At 68.5% G+C, this 18,735-nt stretch carries 16 protein-coding genes; 5 read left to right on the top strand and 11 right to left on the bottom strand.

The window, feature by feature from the left end; translation table 11 throughout:
• Positions 1-732 precede the first annotated feature (732 nt).
• The 3 genes from VGU03_RS07375 to VGU03_RS07365 all read left to right on the top strand — a co-directional run bounded on the left by VGU03_RS07375 (position 733) and on the right by VGU03_RS07365 (position 2,777).
• The gene (locus VGU03_RS07375) at positions 733-990 is read left to right on the top strand and encodes a hypothetical protein (protein WP_327479737.1); all 258 of its coding nucleotides are present in this window, start codon (positions 733-735) and stop codon (positions 988-990) included.
• Positions 991-1,419: 429 nt separating this feature from the next.
• Complete coding sequence (locus VGU03_RS07370) at positions 1,420-1,767, top strand: PDZ domain-containing protein (protein WP_327479736.1); 348 nt, start codon at positions 1,420-1,422, stop codon at positions 1,765-1,767.
• A 782-nt stretch (positions 1,768-2,549) separates the two neighbouring features.
• The gene (locus VGU03_RS07365) at positions 2,550-2,777 is read left to right on the top strand and encodes a hypothetical protein (protein ID WP_327479735.1); all 228 of its coding nucleotides are present in this window, start codon (positions 2,550-2,552) and stop codon (positions 2,775-2,777) included.
• A gap of 9 nt (positions 2,778-2,786) precedes the next feature.
• Here the strand turns inward: VGU03_RS07365 and VGU03_RS07360 are convergent, their stop codons facing one another.
• The 5 genes from VGU03_RS07360 to VGU03_RS07340 form a co-directional block, all read right to left on the bottom strand.
• Positions 2,787-3,392, bottom strand: coding sequence for a flavodoxin family protein (locus VGU03_RS07360; RefSeq protein ID WP_327479734.1), 606 nt, complete (start codon positions 3,390-3,392; stop codon positions 2,787-2,789).
• Between the two features lie 72 nt (positions 3,393-3,464).
• Positions 3,465-4,631 carry an acyltransferase gene (locus VGU03_RS07355; protein WP_327479733.1) on the bottom strand — a complete coding sequence of 389 codons (1,167 nt, stop codon included), beginning with the start codon at positions 4,629-4,631 and terminating at the stop codon, positions 3,465-3,467.
• Positions 4,632-4,704: 73 nt separating this feature from the next.
• Positions 4,705-5,460: a queuosine precursor transporter gene (locus VGU03_RS07350; RefSeq protein ID WP_327479732.1), complete on the bottom strand. Its 756-nt coding sequence runs from the start codon at positions 5,458-5,460 to the stop codon at positions 4,705-4,707.
• Positions 5,461-6,253: 793 nt separating this feature from the next.
• Positions 6,254-6,790 carry a peptide deformylase gene (def, locus tag VGU03_RS07345; protein ID WP_327479731.1) on the bottom strand — a complete coding sequence of 179 codons (537 nt, stop codon included), beginning with the start codon at positions 6,788-6,790 and terminating at the stop codon, positions 6,254-6,256.
• 88 nt (positions 6,791-6,878) lie between these two features.
• A complete protein-coding gene (locus VGU03_RS07340; RefSeq protein ID WP_327479730.1) occupies positions 6,879-7,667 on the bottom strand; it encodes a DUF4197 domain-containing protein in 789 nt (262 codons plus the stop codon).
• Between the two features lie 157 nt (positions 7,668-7,824).
• On the opposite strand from VGU03_RS07340, the gene VGU03_RS07335 reads away from it, so the two are divergent.
• On the top strand, positions 7,825-9,918 hold the full coding sequence (locus VGU03_RS07335) for a carbon starvation CstA family protein (protein WP_327479729.1): 2,094 nt from the start codon (positions 7,825-7,827) through the stop codon (positions 9,916-9,918).
• Positions 9,915-10,109 (top strand): YbdD/YjiX family protein, encoded by a 195-nt coding sequence (locus VGU03_RS07330; RefSeq protein ID WP_327479728.1) that lies wholly within the window; start codon positions 9,915-9,917, stop codon positions 10,107-10,109. Before VGU03_RS07335 ends, VGU03_RS07330 begins: the two co-directional genes overlap by 4 nt.
• A 220-nt stretch (positions 10,110-10,329) precedes the next feature.
• Here the strand turns inward: VGU03_RS07330 and VGU03_RS07325 are convergent, their stop codons facing one another.
• The 6 genes from VGU03_RS07325 to xerD all read right to left on the bottom strand — a co-directional run bounded on the left by VGU03_RS07325 (position 10,330) and on the right by xerD (position 18,733).
• Entirely contained in the window at positions 10,330-11,229 is a 900-nt protein-coding gene (locus tag VGU03_RS07325; RefSeq protein WP_327479727.1) for a DMT family transporter, read from the bottom strand.
• On the bottom strand, positions 11,226-12,119 hold the full coding sequence (locus VGU03_RS07320; protein ID WP_327479726.1) for a glycosyltransferase family 2 protein: 894 nt from the start codon (positions 12,117-12,119) through the stop codon (positions 11,226-11,228). Before VGU03_RS07320 ends, VGU03_RS07325 begins: the two co-directional genes overlap by 4 nt.
• 106 nt (positions 12,120-12,225) lie before the next feature.
• Complete coding sequence (locus tag VGU03_RS07315; RefSeq protein WP_327479725.1) at positions 12,226-12,915, bottom strand: hypothetical protein; 690 nt, start codon at positions 12,913-12,915, stop codon at positions 12,226-12,228.
• 28 nt (positions 12,916-12,943) lie between these two features.
• Positions 12,944-16,819, bottom strand: a complete 3,876-nt coding sequence (purL, locus tag VGU03_RS07310; protein ID WP_327479724.1) for a phosphoribosylformylglycinamidine synthase — start codon at positions 16,817-16,819, stop codon at positions 12,944-12,946.
• Between the two features lie 94 nt (positions 16,820-16,913).
• Positions 16,914-17,690 carry a DsbC family protein gene (locus VGU03_RS07305; RefSeq protein ID WP_327479723.1) on the bottom strand — a complete coding sequence of 259 codons (777 nt, stop codon included), beginning with the start codon at positions 17,688-17,690 and terminating at the stop codon, positions 16,914-16,916.
• A gap of 131 nt (positions 17,691-17,821) precedes the next feature.
• Positions 17,822-18,733 (bottom strand): site-specific tyrosine recombinase XerD, encoded by a 912-nt coding sequence (xerD, locus tag VGU03_RS07300; protein ID WP_327479722.1) that lies wholly within the window; start codon positions 18,731-18,733, stop codon positions 17,822-17,824.
• Between the last annotated feature and the right edge of the window lie 2 nt (positions 18,734-18,735).

Below are 18,735 nucleotides of genomic sequence, written 5' to 3'. Positions count from 1 at the left end.
CTGTCTCAGCACTGGTGTGGCATTCTTGGCGGCAGCCCTGCTTGGGCTCGGCTTAGTTGGCTTCGCTCGGTAGTTGAGGCAATCGTCTAACATCTCGTTCAAGGCGGACGGCTTCGCCGCCGCTTAACTCCAGCGTTAGGCAGCCATTGAGACATGCTCGATATTTTTATAAAAATATGTGGTGGCATCTCGGTGCTGGGCGCTGCATTTGCGCTGTTGTACAAAGGCTTTCGGCTGCTGTTCCCTGTAAAGGCCTCGATCTCCTACACGCTTAGCTTCGTCGGCGGACGCGACTCTCTATCTGTCACGGTAATAAATCACTGTGCCGCGCCAGTCTACGTTCGCACTTGCAATGTTCGTTGCACATATTCATTTTTCGCGCTCATACGCAGGCACCTTGGCAACCCGCTCCTAGCACCTCGCCTCTATCCAAACTTGAGGTACAACAGTGCAGTGTATGAACTAGTAGGCAAAGACCCCGTCAAGCTCGAACCTGGGCAACTCATAGAGCTGAAGCGAGAGATCTATGAGCATCCACTCAACGCACTATATGGTCCAATGCTTATCGCATTTGTCAAACTCACGAACGGTCGCGTGGTGCGCAGCAAACGTATGCCATCACCACCCAGATGGCGCACAGTTGGTAGGCACAACCGCACGCCGGCCTAACCAGTCATCCAAGCGGACGGCTACGCCACCGCTTAACTCAAGCGTTAGACAGGGGACGGCAGGATGCACAATTTGGCAGCTTTGGCGATCGCCTTCGGAGCAAGTTTTGGCGCGGTCTTGGTGGTCGCGTTGCTTTTTCGCGTCGGCGGCAAAAGCCCGAACTACCGCAACATCGTCGCTATTCCAATCGGCATCACTATCGCCGAGGCGCTACGTCTGGCATGGCCTATGTCCGACCTTGTGTTTCTATTCGTTCTCGGTGTGGCGGTTGGCGCGTCTGTCGGTGTGGCGCAGTTCGTTGGTACGCACCGCAGCGTCTAACTGTTCGTTCAAGGCGGACGGTTTCGCCGCCGCTTAACTCCAGCGTTAGAGGCGATATGGATCATCAAGGAAAATTCAGCAAGGCAGCGTTCGTACGCTGGGTTTGGCCTTCTGCATTCGGCCTCGCCGCAGTGTGCTTTACTCTTTCTTGGTTGGGCGCGCACAGGGCGCACTCTGCTCTATTCGCTTTGGGTTTTTTTGCCATCGCTTTGCGCAGCCTGTTGAAGCCCGTCGGAGCCTCATCTCAACGCCAAGTTGGGTCATCACAGGTCGTGGGTGCAAGGGCTGCCGCGCTGGCATTTGGCTTCATCGGCCCGATCCTCATAATTGTCGGAGCCTTTCTGCAATAGGGCCCGTCTCTAACGATCCGTTCAAGCGGATGGCTCCGCCGGCGCTTAACTCCAGCGCCAGGCCCACAGGGAGAGAAAAGTGATCCGAAGCACCGCACTGCTTGTCTATGCCACCCTACTCATGGGGCTGGTGGCTGGTCCCGCCCATGCGTCCGGTAACTGCAAGCTTGCCCTCGAACCCACCACCCGCGGATTCTTCCTGAATCCCACGCTGGAAAAGGTCGTAGTCGCCAAGGCAACCCCCACCACGCCGGGCAAGCCTTGCGTGCTGCAGGCCGGGGATGAGCTCTTGCAGGTCAATGACCAAGTCATTTCTGGCGCCAACGCCAAGCAGGTCATGGCTTACTGGAAGGGCCTACCCAAGGATAGCGAGCGCACTTTCAAGGTCCGCCGCGCCGGGGCGATCCTGACGCTGGTGGCCAAGTGACCGGGGCGGGTCCCAACGCGTCCAAGCCGACGCCGCTTAGCGGTGCGGCTCAACTCAGGTGTAGGTTTCTATGGAAAGCACACTCAAGCGGCGAATTATTTGGTTTGCCGGCCTGAGTGGTTTGCACCTTCTTCTGTATCAGACGTCGCTCGCGCCACACACTCTCGGCGGGATTGTCCTGTTTCTGAGCTGGCTGCCTTGGCTCCCGCTTGCTTGGGCACACATCGCGGTGGCAACGCATCTGCTGCCAACGCCCACTGCTCTTGGTCTCGTTTGGTGCGCGGCGGTTTGGCTTGCGTTCTATTGGTTTTCGGCAGGGCAGCTCATCAAGCTATCTAAAATTTCGCCCAAACGGACGGGATAGTTCCCTGTTCGATGTACCCCCAGCATCCAACGCCATCGCTGCACGGCTCCTGCCACTGTGGAGCTGTGCGCCTTACGCTACCGTCGGCGCCCGAATCGGCCACGAGTTGCAATTGCTCGTTGTGCCGGCGCACGGGAGGGATCTGGGTCTATTACCCGCTAGGGACGGTGTCCATACAAGGTCATCCCAAGCATACGGAAAGCTATGTTTGGGGCGATCGAACCCTGAGGAACTTCCGCTGCAGGACATGCGGCATTGTCACTCACTGGGAACCGCTCGAGCCTGAGCCTGGCGCCCGCCACGGGGTGAACCTGCGCAATTTCGAGCCGGCGCTCTTGGAGTCCGTGGTGGTCAAGCGCTTTGACGGGGCCGATACCTGGAAATTCCTCGACTGAGCGATCCGACGCAAAGGGCTTCCATGGCAGGCATCCTGGTCCGGTTCTGGCTGAAGCGGTTCGCGCTGGTGTTCCTGCTGGCGTGCCTGGGGCTGGGGCTGGTGGAGTTCATCCAGCATGGTCCGGGCAAGTTCGCCTATGGGTCGGTCGTGGCCTGGGGCGCGGGCGCGGCGCTGCTTGCCGCGTCGCTGGCCACGTACTGGGCGTACCGGGTGCAGTGCCGCGTGGTGTTCAAGCAGCCTGCCGAGTAGTGAACCGCGCTAACGGGTCGGCCGGTAGGGCTGCTCCTGCAGCAGCCTGGCCAGGTGCGCCGCGTTGCAGGCCTGCGTCTTGATGGCGCCGGCCAGCGCTTCGGGTGTGTGGTCGAGGTCGATGTAGTTCTTCTTGTGCATGGCCTCGCCCACCCAGTAGGTGGAGCTGCCGCCGGGGATGGAGAAGCCGACGTCGGCCAGCGCCTGGTAGAGCTCGGCGGTGACGTGGTGGGCGCCGTCCTCGTTGCCGACCACGCTGACGATGGCCACCTTGCCGAACGTGGGATAGATGCCGTGCGGATCGATCTCGCTGAACACGGCATCGAGCCGTTCGAGCACGCGCTTGGCGATGCTGCAGGGCTGGCCCATCCAGATCGGCGTGGCCAGCGCGAAGATGTTGGCCTGGTCGATGCGTTTGCGGATCGCCGGCCATGCATCGCCCTGGCCTTCGTCGGTGCACACGCCGGGCTTGATGTCGTGGTCGACCGCCCGTTCGTAGGCCGTACTCACGCCGTAGCCCTCGAGCGCACGCAGCACCTGGTCGAGCAGCTTCTGGGTCGAGGAAGGTTCGCTGCCGCGCTTGAGCGTGCAGTTGAGGCCGAAGGCGGAGAGCATGGCGGCTCCTTGGCGTGCAGGAGCCTACGAGGCTGCGCCCGCCGATGTCGATGTTTGGTCGCAGGCCGCTGATCAGCGCGCTGCGGCTGCCACGCCTGCCGCCGGCGTTGCCCGCAGGAAGCGCTCGCGCAGCCGACGCTCGCACGGCTGCGAGAACCAGCGGGCCAACGCCGCGCCCAGCAACCAGCACGCCACGAAGGCTGGCAGGTACCAGAGGAAACCCGTGCGCGGATCGGCGCCGCTTGCGCGGTACAGCCGCACGATGGCGAACACCACGAACATGTGGCTCAGGTAGATCTCGTAGCTGAGCCTTCCCCAGCTGCACAGCCAGCGCAGGCCCCGCGGCACGCGCGGCGGCTGGCTGCGGAAGGCCACCAGCAGCGCGAGCGTCGAACCGGTCAGCACCAGCATCACGCCCTCGTGCAGCAGCGGCCACAGCCAGCGGCCGCCCAGCGTGGATGCCAGCAATCCCAGCGCGCCGAGCCAGCGCAGCGCCCGACAGGTCGTGGCGGACGGGCGCTGCGCCCGCGCCATCCCGATCGCGCCGAGCACGCCGGTGGCGATCGCTGCCATCCCGGGCAGGTAGGCCTTCTCCTGCCAGATCTCGTTGCCCGCGAGCGCCGCGTGCGTCCAGGGCAGCGACAGGGCCAACACGGCCAGCGCCGGCGCCAGTACCCACGCGCGCCGCGCCAGCAGGCAGGCCAGCGGGAAACCGAGATAGAAGGCTTCCTCGATGGACAGCGACCACAGCACGTCCCAGCTGCCCGGCAGGTAGCCGGTGCGGCCTTCGTACCAGTTGAGGTAGAGACCCAGCGCCGCGGACACGGCGCCGCCGAGCGACTGCCCCGCGCGATGGATGGTGTAGTCGGCCGCGCCCAGCCCGTGCAGCAGGGCGAGCACCGCCAGCAGCACCAGCAGGCACGGCGCGATGCGCGCGAAGCGGCGCGCGTAGAACGCCTTCAGCTCGATCCGCGCCAGGCCGCCCCAGCGCTCCAGCGCATGGCCGGCGATCAGGAAGCCGGACACCACGAAGAACACGAACACCGCCTCGTAGCCGTTGTAGTTGAGCGATTGCAGCAGGCGCACCGGCAGCACCTCGGCCAGGGCCGAGGTCTTCAAGGGCATGCGCATCGGCAGGCCCAGATGGTTGAGCAGCACGAACACAATCGCCAGCCCGCGCAGGAGGTCGATGCCGGCGTTGCGTGGCGGGTGTGCGTCCCGTGATCGTGGAGTGCTCATATGTCCGCCGGCTGGCGCCGGGTGCGTGCGTTTCGGGACCGGCCCGGCGCCGGGTCCTGGCCGGCTGCGGCGCTCATTGGCCGGGCGTATGCAGCACGCCCTCGTCCTTCAGGCTGAAGGGCGTGAAGCGGGTGCCTTCGTCGAAGGTATCCACCCCTTCGCGCGACTTGAGGAAACCCACCACGGCGTAGGTGAGCGGCGTGAGCACGACCTCCACCAGCACCTTCATGGTCCAGTTGAAGGCGATGACCTTGACGATGGTCTGGCCTTCCCAGATGCCGCTGAAGGCGATCGGGTAGAAGGTCAGGCTGTCCACGCCCTGCCCGACCAGGGTCGAGCCGATCGTGCGGGTCCACAGCATGCGGCCGCGGGTCCACAGCTTCATCCGCGCCATCACGAAGGAGTTGGCGAAGTCGCCCAGCCAGTAGGCAATGAGCGAGGCGAGCGCGATGCGCCAGGTATTGCCGAACACCAGCTCCAGCGCCGGCTGCAGCTGCGCGTTGAACGGCTCGCCGGCGCTGGCCGGCATGCGGATGATCGCCTGCGACATCAGCGTGGCGAACACCATGGCGCCGAAGCCCGCCCAGATCGCGCGGCGCGCGCGGGCGTAGCCGTACACCTCGGTGAGCACGTCGCCGAAGATGTAGCTGACCGGAAAGAACAGGTTGCCGGCGCCGAAGGAAAGCGCACCCAGCATGGGCAGGCTCACCGTGCAGACCTTGGCCGGGCCGATCAGGTTGGAACACAGCAGCACGGCAACCATGCCGGCGACGAGCATGTCGTAGTAGCGAAAGCCGCGCAGCGGCGCGGCGGGTGCGGTTGCTTGCATGGGGCCCCCTTGGCAAGGGGCAAAGGATACCCGGGTGGGAGGGGGCGAGGCTTCTGCGTCCTTTTCCCTCCGGGGGAGGGTTGAGGTGAGGGCCGGGGTCGCCGGGTATACGCCGGCTGTCGTACTTACGCTGCGCCTCCGCGACTTGGCTCGCCTGCGGCGGGCTTCCGAGCGCCTGTCGGCGCCCGGGTCACTTTTCTTTGCTGGCCCAAAGAAAAGTAACCAAAAGAAACGGCCTGGTTCGGCCCGGGGGGAGAAAAGAGCTAGGTGCCTGTTTGCCTTGTCGACAAAGTCTCTTGCTCATAGAGGAGCTGCAGCCGCTTTACCGCGGGCGCTCGGGAGTTGAGGCAAGAGAGGGTTGCCGGCAATACATTGCCCGTCGCACGGATGGGAGCGTGTGAAGCTCGCACCCACTTTTCCTTACATGCGGAGCATGCAGCCCGTCACTGGCCTCCATAAGGACCAGAGATCGCCAAGCGTAGCGTCATACCTCCCTTGCCCCAGCTCCCGAGCGCCCGCGGTAAAGCGGCTGCAGCTCCTCTAAGAGCATGCGACGCATCCACCAAGGCGAGCCGGCACCTAGCTCTTATCCCTCACCGGGCTTAGCTAGGCCGTTTCTTTGGTTACTTTCTTTGGGCCAGCAAAGAAAGTGACCCGAGCGCCGAAGGCGATCGGAAGCCCGCCGCAGGCGAGCCAAGCCGCGGAGGCGCAGCGCAAGTACGACCAACGTTCACCGTGTGATCGACATTCCCGCAAGTCCGGGCGCTCTCCCCGGAAAGGAGAGGGAGCAGAGCTACTCGTCGCCCAGATCAGCACCAGGAAACAACACCTCGGTAAAGCCGAACTTGGAAAAGTCGGTGATGCGCGACGGATACAGCCGCCCGATCAGGTGGTCGCACTCGTGCTGCACCACGCGCGCGTGGAAGCCCTCGGCCGTGCGGTCGATCGGCGTACCCTGCGGGTCGATGCCCTGGTAGCGGATCAGCGTGAAGCGGCTCACCGCACCGCGCAGGCCCGGCACCGACAGGCAGCCCTCCCAGCCCTCTTCCATGTCCTGCGAGGCCGGCGTGACCAGCGGGTTGAGCAGGATCGTGCGCGGCACGGCCGGCGCATCCGGGTAGCGCTCGGAGGCGTCGAAGCCGAAGATCGCCAGTTGCAGGTCCACGCCGATCTGCGGCGCGGCCAGGCCGACGCCACCGGCCGCTTCCATGGTGTCGAACATGTCCTGGATCAGGCTGTCCAGTTCGGCGCTGCCGAGCATGCTCTTGGGTACCGGCGGGGCGATGCGCAGCAGGCGCGGATCGCCCATTTTCAGGATCTCGCGGATCATTGGCGGCCTCGGTATCGAACGCGTTGACCTTTCAACGGACTGCGGGCGCGCGGGCGGATTGCAAGCATGCCCCACGCTGCGGGCAGGCTCAGCGGCTGCCGAACACTTTCTTCAGCAGGTCGGTGGTGCGGGCGGCGGGATTGCGGCGGATCGACTGCTCCTGCTCGCCGATCATGGTGAACAGGCCATCGAGCGTACGCGAGGTCACGTAGTCGTCCAGGTCGAACGGGTTGCCCTTGCCGCGCTCCTTGCCGCCGAGGCTGCCCAGCGAACCGAGCACGCCGCCCAGGCCACCGCCGCCGGCGACCAGCGCCTTGTACTTCTTCGTGGCGCCGACGCGGTCGGTGGCATCGGCGACGATCGGCCGGATGCGCGCGGCCAGCGCATCGCCCGCGACGCGGCGGAAGAAGTCGGTGGCGGCATGGTCGCCGCCGGTGAGGATGCCGCGGGCATCCTCGAGGGTCATCTTGCGGATGGCCTCGCCGAAGATGTCGGCCACCTGCGGCACCGCCTTTTCCGCCGCGCGATTCATGCTGAGCTCGAACGCGTCCACCTTGGCGCCCTGCCCGAGCTGGCGGGCCAGCTGGCCGGCCTGCTCGAGCTTGCCTGGCAGCGGAATGCGCACCTTGGCGTTGCCCCAGAAGCCGTCGGTGCGCCCGAGCGAATCGATCGCGCTGGTGGTGCCCTTGGCCAGCGCTTCCTTAAGGCCGGCGGCGATGTCGCTGCTGGGCAGGCTGGCGGCGGCCCCGGTGTTGCCGTGGCCGGCATGCTTGAGCTGCTTGAGCAGGCTGTCGAACTGGCCGGCGGCCGGCGCCGGCAGCGCTGCGCCGGCCAGCAGCAGGGCGAACAGTCCGGCATGAAGGCGATTGAGGCGCATGGGCGATCTCCACGGGACGTCGTGGCGAGTGTACGCGCGCGGACGCGGCGGGACCGTGTCGGCATTCGACCCATGGCTGATGCGCACGGGCCCGCTTCGGCATTGACCCTCGCCCCAGCGGGGACGACCCTTGCGCTATTCCGCCGGAGAGCCATCCATGCGCGACCACGCCGCCGTCCCTGCCGTTCCCGCCAGCCCCGCCGGCAAGCTGCTGTGGGCCGCGATCGCCATCGTCGGCGCCTGGTGCCTGGGCGTGGTGGCCCTGCGGCGCGGCGAGCCGATCAACGCGATCTGGCTGGTCGCCGCATCCATCGCGGTGTTCGTCATCGGCTATCGCTTCTATGGCCGGTTCGTCGAGTACTCCGTGCTCAAGCTCGACCCCAGCCGCGCCACTCCGGCGATGCGCCATCCGGACGGGCTGGACTACGTGCCGACCGACAAGTGGGTGGTGTTCGGCCACCATTTCGCGGCGATCGCCGGCGCCGGCCCGCTGGTCGGCCCGGTGCTGGCGGCGCAGATGGGCTACCTGCCCGGCACGCTGTGGATCCTGTTCGGCGTGGTGTTCGCCGGCGCGGTGCAGGACTTCATGATCCTGGCGCTGTCGCTGCGCCGCGACGGCCGCTCGCTCGGCCACATGCTGCGCGAGGAACTGGGGCCGGCGCCGGGCGTGGTGGCCATGTTCGGCGTGCTGGTGCTGATGATGATCGTGCTGGCGGTGCTGGCATTGGTGGTGGTCAAGGCGCTCACGCACAGCCCGTGGGGCACCTTCACGGTGGCCGCGACGGTCCCGATCGCGTTCCTGATGGGCATCTACCTGCGCTTGCTGCGGCCGGGGCGGATCCTGGAAGTGTCGATCATCGGCCTGGTGCTGCTGCTGGGCTCGATCTGGCTGGGCCGCGACGTGGCAGGCTCGGCCACGCTGGCGCCGCTGTTCGATATGGACGCGAAGGCCTTGGCCTGGTGGCTGATCGGCTACGGCTTCGTCGCCTCGGTGCTGCCGGTGTGGCTGCTGCTGGCGCCGCGCGATTACCTGTCCACCTTCCTCAAGATCGGCACGATCGCGCTGCTGGCGCTGGCGATCTTCCTGGCCGCGCCGACCTTGCAGATGGCGGCGGTGACACGCTTCATCGACGGCACCGGGCCGGTATTCCAGGGCGACCTGTTCCCGTTCCTGTTCATCACCATCGCCTGCGGCGCGGTGTCGGGCTGGCACTCGATCATCGCTTCGGGCACTACGCCCAAGTTGCTGGCCAACGAGGGCCAGGCGCGCATGGTCGGCTACGGCGGCATGCTGATGGAGGCCTTCGTAGCCATCATGGCGCTGGTTGCCGCCGCCTCGCTGCACCCGGGCGTGTATTTCGCGATGAACTCGCCGGCGGCGCTGATCGGCACCACCGCCGAACATGCGGCGCAGACGATCAGCCAGTGGGGCTTCGTGGTCACGCCCGACCAGCTCACCCAGACGGCCAGGGACATCGGCGAGGCGAGCGTGCTCTCGCGCGCCGGCGGCGCGCCGACGCTCGCGGTGGGCATGGCGCGGCTGCTGCACGAGATCGTTCCCGGCGGCGGCATGATGGCGTTCTGGTACCACTACGCGATCCTGTTCGAGGCGCTGTTCATCCTCACCACGGTGGATGCCGGCACGCGCGTGGGCCGCTTCATGATCCAGGAGATCGCCGGGCTCATCCACAAGCCGCTGCAGAACACCGAATCGTGGACCGGCAACCTGCTCGCCACCGCGATCTGCGTGGGCCTGTGGGGCTATTTCCTCTACCAGGGGGCGGTCGATCCGCTGGGCGGCATCAACACGCTGTGGCCGCTGTTCGGCATCGCCAACCAGACGCTGGCGGCGATCGCCCTGATGCTCGCCACCGTGGTGGTGGTCAAGTTGAAGCGCGAGCGCTACGTGTGGGTGCCGGGCATCCCGGCGATCTGGCTGATCGTCTGCACGCTGGCGGCGGGCTACGAGAAACTGGCCGGGCCGATCAGCTTCACCGCCGCCGCCCGGAAGTACGCCGCTGCAATGGCCGAAGGCAGGCTGCTGGCGCCGGCCAAGACGCCGGCGGAGATGCAACGGATCGTCACCAACAACTACGTGGACATGGCGCTGACCGGCCTGTTCATGCTGCTGGTGGTGGCCATGGCGGCGTTCACCCTGCGCACCATGCTGCGCGCCTGGCGCATCAACCACCCGACCGCGCACGAGGAGCCCTACGTGGCGGTGGACGCGGTCGCGGCCGACGCGCCATGAAGCAGCTGCTGCTCACCGTCTGGTCGCGCGCCGTGCAGACCGCACGCCTGTGCTGCGGCGTACCCGACTACGACGCCTACGTGCGCCACCTGCGCGAACACCATCCCGAGCGCCCGGTGCCGAGCTACGCGGAGTTCTTCCGCGAACGGCAGGCCGCCCGCTACAAGGGCACCGGCGGGCGGTGCTGCTGAGGGGCGGGGAACGGGGAACGGGGAACGGGGAACGTGAAGGGCCGCGGAGCGATCGGGAATGACTGTCGTAGCGTGGCACCAAGGCGCGGCTTCCGGTTCCTTGTTCCCTGTTCCCTGTTCCCTGTTCCCTGTTCCCTGTTCCCTGTTCCCTGTTCCCTGTTCCCTGTTCCCTGTTCCCCGTTCCCTGTTCCCCGTTCCCCGTTCCCCGTTCCCCGCCCCATCACACCTCGTGATGCAGACCTTCGGCCTCCAGCGCCGGACCGCGTCGTGGCGCCAGCTCCACCAGATACATCGCCCCCAGCACCAGCGCGCCGCCGGCGAGCATGCGCCAGCTGAGCGCATCGGCCCCCAGCGCGACGGCGAAACCGGCGGCGAATACCGGCTCGGTGGTCATCACGATGGCCGCGCGCGCTGGCGGCAGGTGCGCCTGCGCCCAGGTCTGCATCAGCATGGCGCCGGCGCCGGCGACCAGCGCCATGTAGAGCACGGCGGCCCAGGCCGCGCGGTCGGGCGGCAGCGCCGGTCCCTGCGGCAGGGTGGCGAGCACGCAGACCACCGCGATCGCCGCCACCTGCACGGCCGACATGCCGATGGCGTCCGCCTCGCGCGACCAGCGCCCCAGTCCCACGATGTGCAGCGCATACAGCGCCGCGGAGGCCAGCGTCAGCCATACGCCCAGGTCGACCGACACGCCGTGCAGCGAGAGCAGCGCCAGCCCGCCGGTGGCCATCGCCACCGCCAGCCAGACCACGCCCGCGATGCGCTCGCGCAGCAGCAGCCAGGCCAGGATCGGCGTGAACACCACATACATGCCGGTAGCGAAGCCGCTGACGCTGGGCGCGATCAGCTTCAGGCCCCAGGTCTGCAGCAACTGGCCGCTGCCGTAGACCAGGCCCAGCAGCAGGGCACGGCCCAGCTGCCGGCCTTCCAGCCGCCACACCGGTCGCGCGAACAGCATCAGCATCACCGCCGCGGCGACGACGAAGCGCACGGCGAGAAAGTCCACCACGCGCATGCGTCCGACCACGTCCTTGATCAGCACGAAGGTCGAGCCCCACACCGCGGTCATGGCGATGAGGCCGGCGGTGGCCGCGAGCGTGCGTGGACGTGCGGCGTTCATCGCGCGGACCGCCGCCGCGCCCTGGCGAGGCGCCAGAGCTGGCCGGGTACCTGCGCCGCGAAGTGCAGCCAGATGCCCAGCCACACCGCGGCGGCGACCAGCGGATTGCGCGCGGCCGGATCGAAGGTGCGGAACCACCGCCACATGCCGCGATGCTTGTGCCGGCTGACGAACACCGGCCGGTGCCGGCTCGAACCGCCCTTGCCGTGCAGCACGCGCACGTCGCCGGCCAGCAGCACCGCATAGCCTGCGTCGCGCGCGCGGCGGCACAGGTCCAGGTCCTCGAAGTGCAGGAAGTAGCGTTCGTCGAAACCGCCGAGCTCAACGAAGACCTTGCGCGGCAGCAGCATCAGCGCGCCAGACACGGCCTCGGCAGCGACCACGCCCGACGGCACGGCGCCTTCGATGTTCATGCCGCCGCGCGCCCCCGCCAGGGTGGCGAGCGCACGTCCCAGCAGCGGGTCGCGCCGGTAGGAGGCCGGGTCGGGCGTGCCGTCGGCCCCGCACACCACCGCGCCGACGATGCCCGCTTCGGGGTGGGCATCGAGGACGTCGAGCATGCGCGCGAGCGTATCGGGCTCGAGCAGGCAATCGGGATTGAGCACCAGCAGGTGCTCGCCGCGCGCCGTCGCGGCGGCCCGGTTCACCGCCGGCCCGAAGCCGAGGTTGGCGTGGTTGTAGATGACCTTCAGGCGCGGCTCGTGGGCGTGCTCGCGTTCGACCGCCTGCGGCATGCCGTCGGTCGAGCCGTTGTCGACGAGGATCAGCTCCAGCGGCAGCGCGCTGCCGAGCGCCCGCCGGGCGCAATCGCGCAACGAAGGGCCGCTGTCGGCGCACACCACGATCACGCTGGCCGGCAGCGTCCTGGGAAGGGGATTGGGAGTGGACACCCGGCAAGTATGCGGGAGGCGTGCGGCGGGGAGAACGGGGCCCTACCGTGCACCGCGCGCCGGTCCTTCCCCGCGAACGCGTGAAGGGTTCAAGCGTCGCCACGGATCAGTACTCTCCGAGCACTTCCCGCCAGGCCATCGCCGCCCCCGCTTCGCGCGCCAGCCAGGGTCCGTCGTGCCATCCGCACAAGGTCCAGCCGCGCAGGCGATGGCTGCGCCCCCGGTCACGGTCCACCAGTACCAGGCCGCGCGGCGTACCGGCGACGAACCAGCGCCCGTCCGGGCTGAACGATGCGCGCGCCAGCACGCGATCCACCGTGCCGCCGCCGGCCAGGACATAGCGTCCGGACTCCCAGCGTGCCTCGCCGCCACGCGGATCGGGACAGCTGCCTTCGGTCCACTGCGGCGCGGCCAACTCGACGACCACCGCCCTGGGACCGATCGGCGCCAGCGCCAGGCTGGGCCAGTCGCGCAGCTCCGGCTGGGCGACCTGCTCGCGCCGACCGCGATCGAGCCAGGCCTCCAGGCCCGCCAGCAGGGTGAACCCGACCAGCGCCCCGAGCAGCGCCATCGCCCAGGCGAAGGCATCGCCACCCAGCGCCCGTTGCGCGGCGAACAACACGCCAGGCAGTCCCCAGCGCAACGCCCGGCGCAGCAGGCCCGCAGGCTCCTGCAGGCGCTCGCCGGCGATCAGCAGCAGGGCCGCGATCGCCAGCAGCAGCGGCAACCCCAGCCACCAGGGCAGCAGCGCCAGCAGCAGTAGCCACGCCGGCGCATGGAGCCAGCGCGCGCTCATGCCCGCCTTCCGGCGGCGGCGCTTGGGCTCAGCCGCACCACACCCGTGCGTTGCGGAACATGCGCATCCACGGCGAATCCTCGCCCCAGGTCTCCGGGTGCCAGCTCATCTGCACGCTGCGGAACACGCGCTCCGGGTGCGGCATCAGGATGGTCACGCGACCGTCGGCCGCGGTGAAGCCGGCCAGGCCGCCCGGCGAGCCGTTCGGGTTGAGCGGGTAGTTCTCGGTGGGCTTGCCGCGGTTGTCGACGAAGCGCACCGCCGCCTGCGCCTTGGACGGGCTGCACGCGTAGGGAAAGCTCACCCGGCCCTCGCCGTGCGCCACCGCCACCGGAATGCGCGAGCCGGCCATGCCCTTGAAGAACAGGCTGGGTGAGTCGAGCACCTCCAGCGTGGCCAGGCGCGCCTCGTACTGTTCCGAGGCGTTGCGCACGAACTTCGGCCAATGCTTGGCGCCGGGGATGATGTCCTTCAGCTGCGACAGCATCTGGCAACCGTTGCAGGCGCCCAGGGCGAACTTCGAAGGATCGTTGAAGAAGGCCTCGAACTGCGCGCGCATCGCCTCGTTGTAGAGGATCGAGGTCGCCCAGCCGCGGCCGGCGCCCAGCACGTCGCCGTAGGAGAAGCCGCCGCAGGCGGCGAAGCCGCGGAAGTCGGCGAGTGCGTGGCGGCCCGTCGCGAGGTCGGACATGTGCACGTCCACCGCGTCGAAGCCGGCGCGGGTGAACGCCGCGGCCATCTCGACCTGGCCGTTGACGCCCTGCTCGCGCAGGATCGCCACGCGCGGGCGCGCGCCCTTGGCGATGTACGGCGCGGCGACGTCTTCGGCAGGGTTGAACGAGAGCTTCGGCGTGATGCCCGGGTCGGCGTCGTCCAGCCGCCATTCGCACTCGGCATCCGCGCTGACCGGGTTGTCGCGCAGGCGCTGCATGGCGTGGCTGGTCTGGTTCCAGGCGCCGAACAGCGCCGTCCAGTTCCACTTGAACAGCGCCTCGTTGCCGAGGAACAGCTTGATGCCGAGCTTCTCCTTGGGCCGGCCGATGCGGTGGCTCATGCCGGCCAGGCCGTGCTTGACCAGCAGCGCCTCGAAGGCCTCGCGGTTGGCGCTGGCCACCTGCAGCACCGCGCCGAGCTCCTCGTTGAACAGCGCACGCAGGGTCGCTTCGGCCCAGCCGTCGAGGTGGAGCTCCAGGCCGCAGTGGCCGGCGAAGGCCATCTCCAGCAGGGTGACGATGACGCCGCCGTCGGAACGGTCGTGATAGGCCAGCACCAGGCCGGCGCGGTTGGCCTCCTGCACCAGCTCGAACAGCGCCCGCAGGCGCTTGGCGTCGTCCAGGTCCGGCGGCAGGCCGCCGGCGCGGTTGAACACCTGCGTCAGCGCCGAGCCGCCCAGGCGGTCGCGCCCGGCGCCCAGGTCGAGCAGCCACAGCTCCGAGTCGCCGCGGTCGAGTTTGAGCTGCGGCGTGAGCGTGCGGCGCACGTCGCCGACGCGGGCGAAGCCGGTAATCACCAGCGACACCGGTGCGATCGTGCGCTGCGGCGTGCCTTCATCGGACGCGCTGACGTCCTGCCACACGGTCTGCATGGAGAGCGAGTCCTTGCCGACCGGAATGGCGATGTCCAGCGCCGGGCAAAGCTCCATGCCCACCGCCTTGACCGCGTCGAACAGTGCGGCGTCCTCGCCGTCATGGTTCACCGCGGCCATCCAGTTGGCAGACAGGCGGATCTCGCTTAAGTGTTCGATCGGCGCCGCAGCCAGGTTGGTGATCGCCTCGCCCACCGCCAGCCGCGCGGCGTCGGCGCTGTTGAGCAGCGCGACCGGCGCACGCTCGGCCATCGCCATCGCCTCGCCCTGGTAGCCGTCGAAATCGGACAGCGTGACCGCGCAATCGGCCACCGGCACCTGCCAGGGACCGACCATCGGGTCGCGGTGGTTCAGGCCGCCGACGGTGCGATCGCCGATGGTGATCAGGAAGCTCTTGCTGCCCACCGTGGGCAGGCGCAGCACGCGCTGCACCGCCTCGTCCATGCCGATGCCGGACAGGTCCGGCAGCAGGTCCACGCGCGGCTTGATGCGGCGCGCGTCGCGGTGCATGCGCGGCGGCTTGCCGAACAGCACATCCATCGGCAGGTCGATCACGCTGAGGTCGCGGCGCGGGTCGGCCACGCGCAGCACGCGCTCGGCGGTAGCGGCGCCGACCACGGCGAACGGGCAGCGCTCGCGCCGGCAATAGCCTTCGAACTCGGGCAGGTCGTCCGGCGCGATGGCGAGCACGTAGCGCTCCTGCGATTCGTTGCTCCACACCTGCATGGGCGAGAGCGAGGGATCGTCGCAGGGGATCTTGGAAAGATCGATCTGCCCGCCCACGCCGGCGTCGTTGAGCAGCTCGGGGATCGCGTTGGACAGGCCGCCGGCGCCGACGTCGTGGATGCTGACGATGGGGTTGGCCTCGCCGCGCATCCAGCAGCTGTCGATGACCTGCTGGCAGCGCCGCTCCATCTCGGCGTTGTCGCGCTGCACGGAGGCGAAGTCGAGCTCCGCGCTGGAGGCGCCGGAGGCCACCGACGAAGCGGCGCCGCCGCCCAGGCCGATCAGCATCGACGGGCCGCCCAGCACGACCACCGCGTGGCCCGGCTTCAACTCGCGCTTCTGAACATGATCCCTACGAATGTTCGCCAGGCCGCCGGCGATCATGATCGGCTTGTCGTAGCCGCGGCGCACGCCGGGTTCGCCGGTCTCGTGCTCGTAGGTGCGGAAGTAGCCGCCCAGGCAGGGGCGGCCGAATTCGTTGTTGAACGCGGCGGCGCCCAGCGGGCCGTCGCGCATGATCTCGAACGCGCTGGCCATGCGCGGGGGCAACGGGCGGTCCACCTCCCACGGCTGCGGCGCGCCGGGGATGCGCAAATCGGACACCGAGAAGCCGGTCAGGCCCGCCTTGGGCTTGGCGCCGCGGCCGGTGGCGCCCTCGTCGCGGATCTCGCCGCCGGCGCCGGTGGCCGCGCCCGGCCAGGGCGCGATGGCGGTCGGGTGGTTGTGCGTTTCCACCTTGATCGCGTAGTCGACCTGCTCCTCGTGCGCGCGCCAGACACCTTCGCCGTCGGTGAAGAAGCGCTTGCCCTGATGCCCCTCGATCACCGCCGCGTTGTCCTTGTAGGCCGACAGCGTGTGCGCGGGCGAGCGCTGGTGGGTGTGCTTGATCATGGCGAACAGGCTCTTGTCCTGTTCCTCGCCGTCGATCGTCCAGCTGGCGTTGAACACCTTGTGGCGGCAGTGCTCGGAATTGGCCTGCGCGAACATGAAGAGTTCCGCGTCGGTCGGGTCGCGGCCCAGCTCGGCGTAGCGATCGGCCAGGTAGTCGATCTCGTCCTCGGCCAGTGCCAGGCCCAGGCGCGCGTTGGCCGCGGCCAGCGCGCCGCGCGGATCGTCGCCCAGCGCGATGTGCACCAGCTCGCCCGGCGTGCCGGCCAGGAACAGGCCCTGCGCGTCGGCCAGGTCGGTGAGCACCGATTGCGTCATCGGGTCGTGCAGCACTTCCAGCACGGCGGCGTGCGCGGGCGTGCCGGCATCCGGCAGGCCGGCCACGGTCCAGGCGGTGCCGCGCTCGACCCGGCGCACGTCGAAGCCGGCGCCGTGCAGGATGTCGGTGGCCTTGCTCGACCAGGGCGAAATGGTGCCCAGGCGCGGCACCGTCCACAGCGTGGCAGGTTCCGGCGCGGCGTCCTTCGCTTCGAGCACTTCGAGCAGTCGGCGGCGCTCGTCGCCTTCGGGCGCATGGCCGGCGTCCAGCACATAGACGAACCATGCCGCCTGCACGCGTGTGCCGCGGTGCACCGCATCGAGGCGTGCGTTGAGGCGATCCAGACGAAACGGCGAAAGGGCGCTCTGCCCGTCGAAAGCGATCATGCGGGGGAATTCGGCGCGGGAAGGAAGACGCCTATTCTACCCGATGCCGCCGGGCGGCCCGTCGACCCGCCCCGAACGGGCGCCGCCAGCGGGCTCAGCCGCCCTTGTCGCCCTGCTGCAGCAGCTGGAGCAGCTTGTCCGGCGGCACGTAGCCGCCCAGCACCATGCCGTCGGGGCCCAGTATGGTGGGGGTGCCGGTGACCCCCAGCCGCACGCCCAGGTCGAACTCGTCCTTGACCGGATTGGCGCACTGTGCCGGCTTGGGCTGCTTGCCCTGCTTGGCGGCGGTGAACGCGGCCTTGCGGTCGGCGGCGCACCAGACCGACACCATCTCGCTATAGGTGTCCGTCGGGTTGCCGGCGGTGGTGGTGACGCCTTCGCGGGGCCAGGCCAGGTACTCGACCGCGATGCCTTCGGCATTGAGCTGGGCGATGTGCGAATGGAACATGCGGCAGTAGCCGCAGTTGACGTCGGAGAACACGGTGACGGTGTACTTCGGGTGCGGCGGCGCGAATACGATGCGCTGGGCGGCGGGCACCTTGGCCAGCTCGCCCTTGCGGAAGTCGGCCCAGGCCCGCTCGCTCAGGTTGCGCCGGCTGCCCAGGTCGACCAGGTCGCCGTTGAGCATGTACTTGCCGTCGGTGCTGACGTAGACCAACTGGCCCGAGCCGATGACCTGGTAGAAGCCCGGCATCGGCGCCGGCGCGATGGAGTCGATCTGCACGCCGGGCGCGAGCTTCTGCAGCGCCGCGCGCACCACCTGCTCGGCCGCCGGCTTGGCCGTGGCGCCCGCGCCGTTCTGGTTATCGGCGGCACAGGCAGCCAGTGCGAAGGCGCCTGCGAGCAATGCGAAAGACAACTTCTTGAACATCGGAGACCTCGCGGCCGCGGAGAAGGCGGCGATGAAACCGGAATTCTTGCACAGGGGACGTGAGGCAGGCCCCTGCGTGGATCACCGAAATAGGAGCGGGTGGGCGGCCGCGACGCCAGGGCGAGGGCGCCTCAGCCGCGCGGATGATGTTGCGCGTGCAGGCGCTTGAGCCCTTCTTTCGCCACCAGCGTGTAGATCTGCGTGGTGCTCAGCGAAGCATGGCCCAGCAGCAGCTGCAGCGCGCGCAGGTCGGCGCCGTGGTTGAGCAGGTGGGTGGCGAAGGAGTGCCGCAGCACGTGCGGGGAGATCCGCTTCGACTCGATGCCGACCGACAACGCGTGGCGCTTGACCAGAACCCAGAACATCTGCCGGGTCATGCCCTCGCCGCGCTGGCTCAGGAACAGCGCCGCGGGCTGGCGACCCTTGGCCAGCGCCGGCCGCGCCTGGGCCAGATAGGCCTCGATGCGCTCCAGCGCCACTTCACCGACCGGCACCAGCCGGTCCTTGCCGCCCTTGCCGGTGATCCGCAGCACGCCCTGGCGCAGGTTGAGCGCGGCCAGCGGCAGCTCCACCAGCTCGGACACGCGCAGGCCCGAGGCGTACATCAGTTCCAGCATCGCGCGGTCGCGCACGCCCAGCGTGGTGGCCAGGTCAGGCGCGGCCAGCAGCGCCTCGACCTCGCGCTCGGCCAGCGCCTTGGGCAGGCTGCGCGGCATGCGGGGACGCTCGATCAGCAGGGTCGGGTCCTCGAAGCCGGGCATGTCGCGCGCCAGCTGGCCGTAGAAGCGGCGAAAGGCCGACTGGCGACGCGCCATCGAGCGCACCGCGGCGCGCTGGCCGCCGTGGTAGGCGGACAGGTCCTCCCGCCGCGCCGTATGCAGGCCGCGTCCGCGCACGGCGAGCCAGCGCGCCAGCCCTTCCAGGTCCTGCCGGTAAGCCTGGAGGGTGCGGTCGGCCAGGCCATCCTCCGACCACACGCGCTCCAGGAAGGCGGCAATGCTCTGCTGGTCGGCTTGGGTGATACTTGCGTTCTTTCCCTGCATGC

This window comes from Frateuria sp. (assembly GCF_035944355.1).
Taxonomy (GTDB): domain Bacteria; phylum Pseudomonadota; class Gammaproteobacteria; order Xanthomonadales; family Rhodanobacteraceae; genus Frateuria_A.
This window is presented reverse-complemented; position numbering and strand designations above follow the sequence as displayed.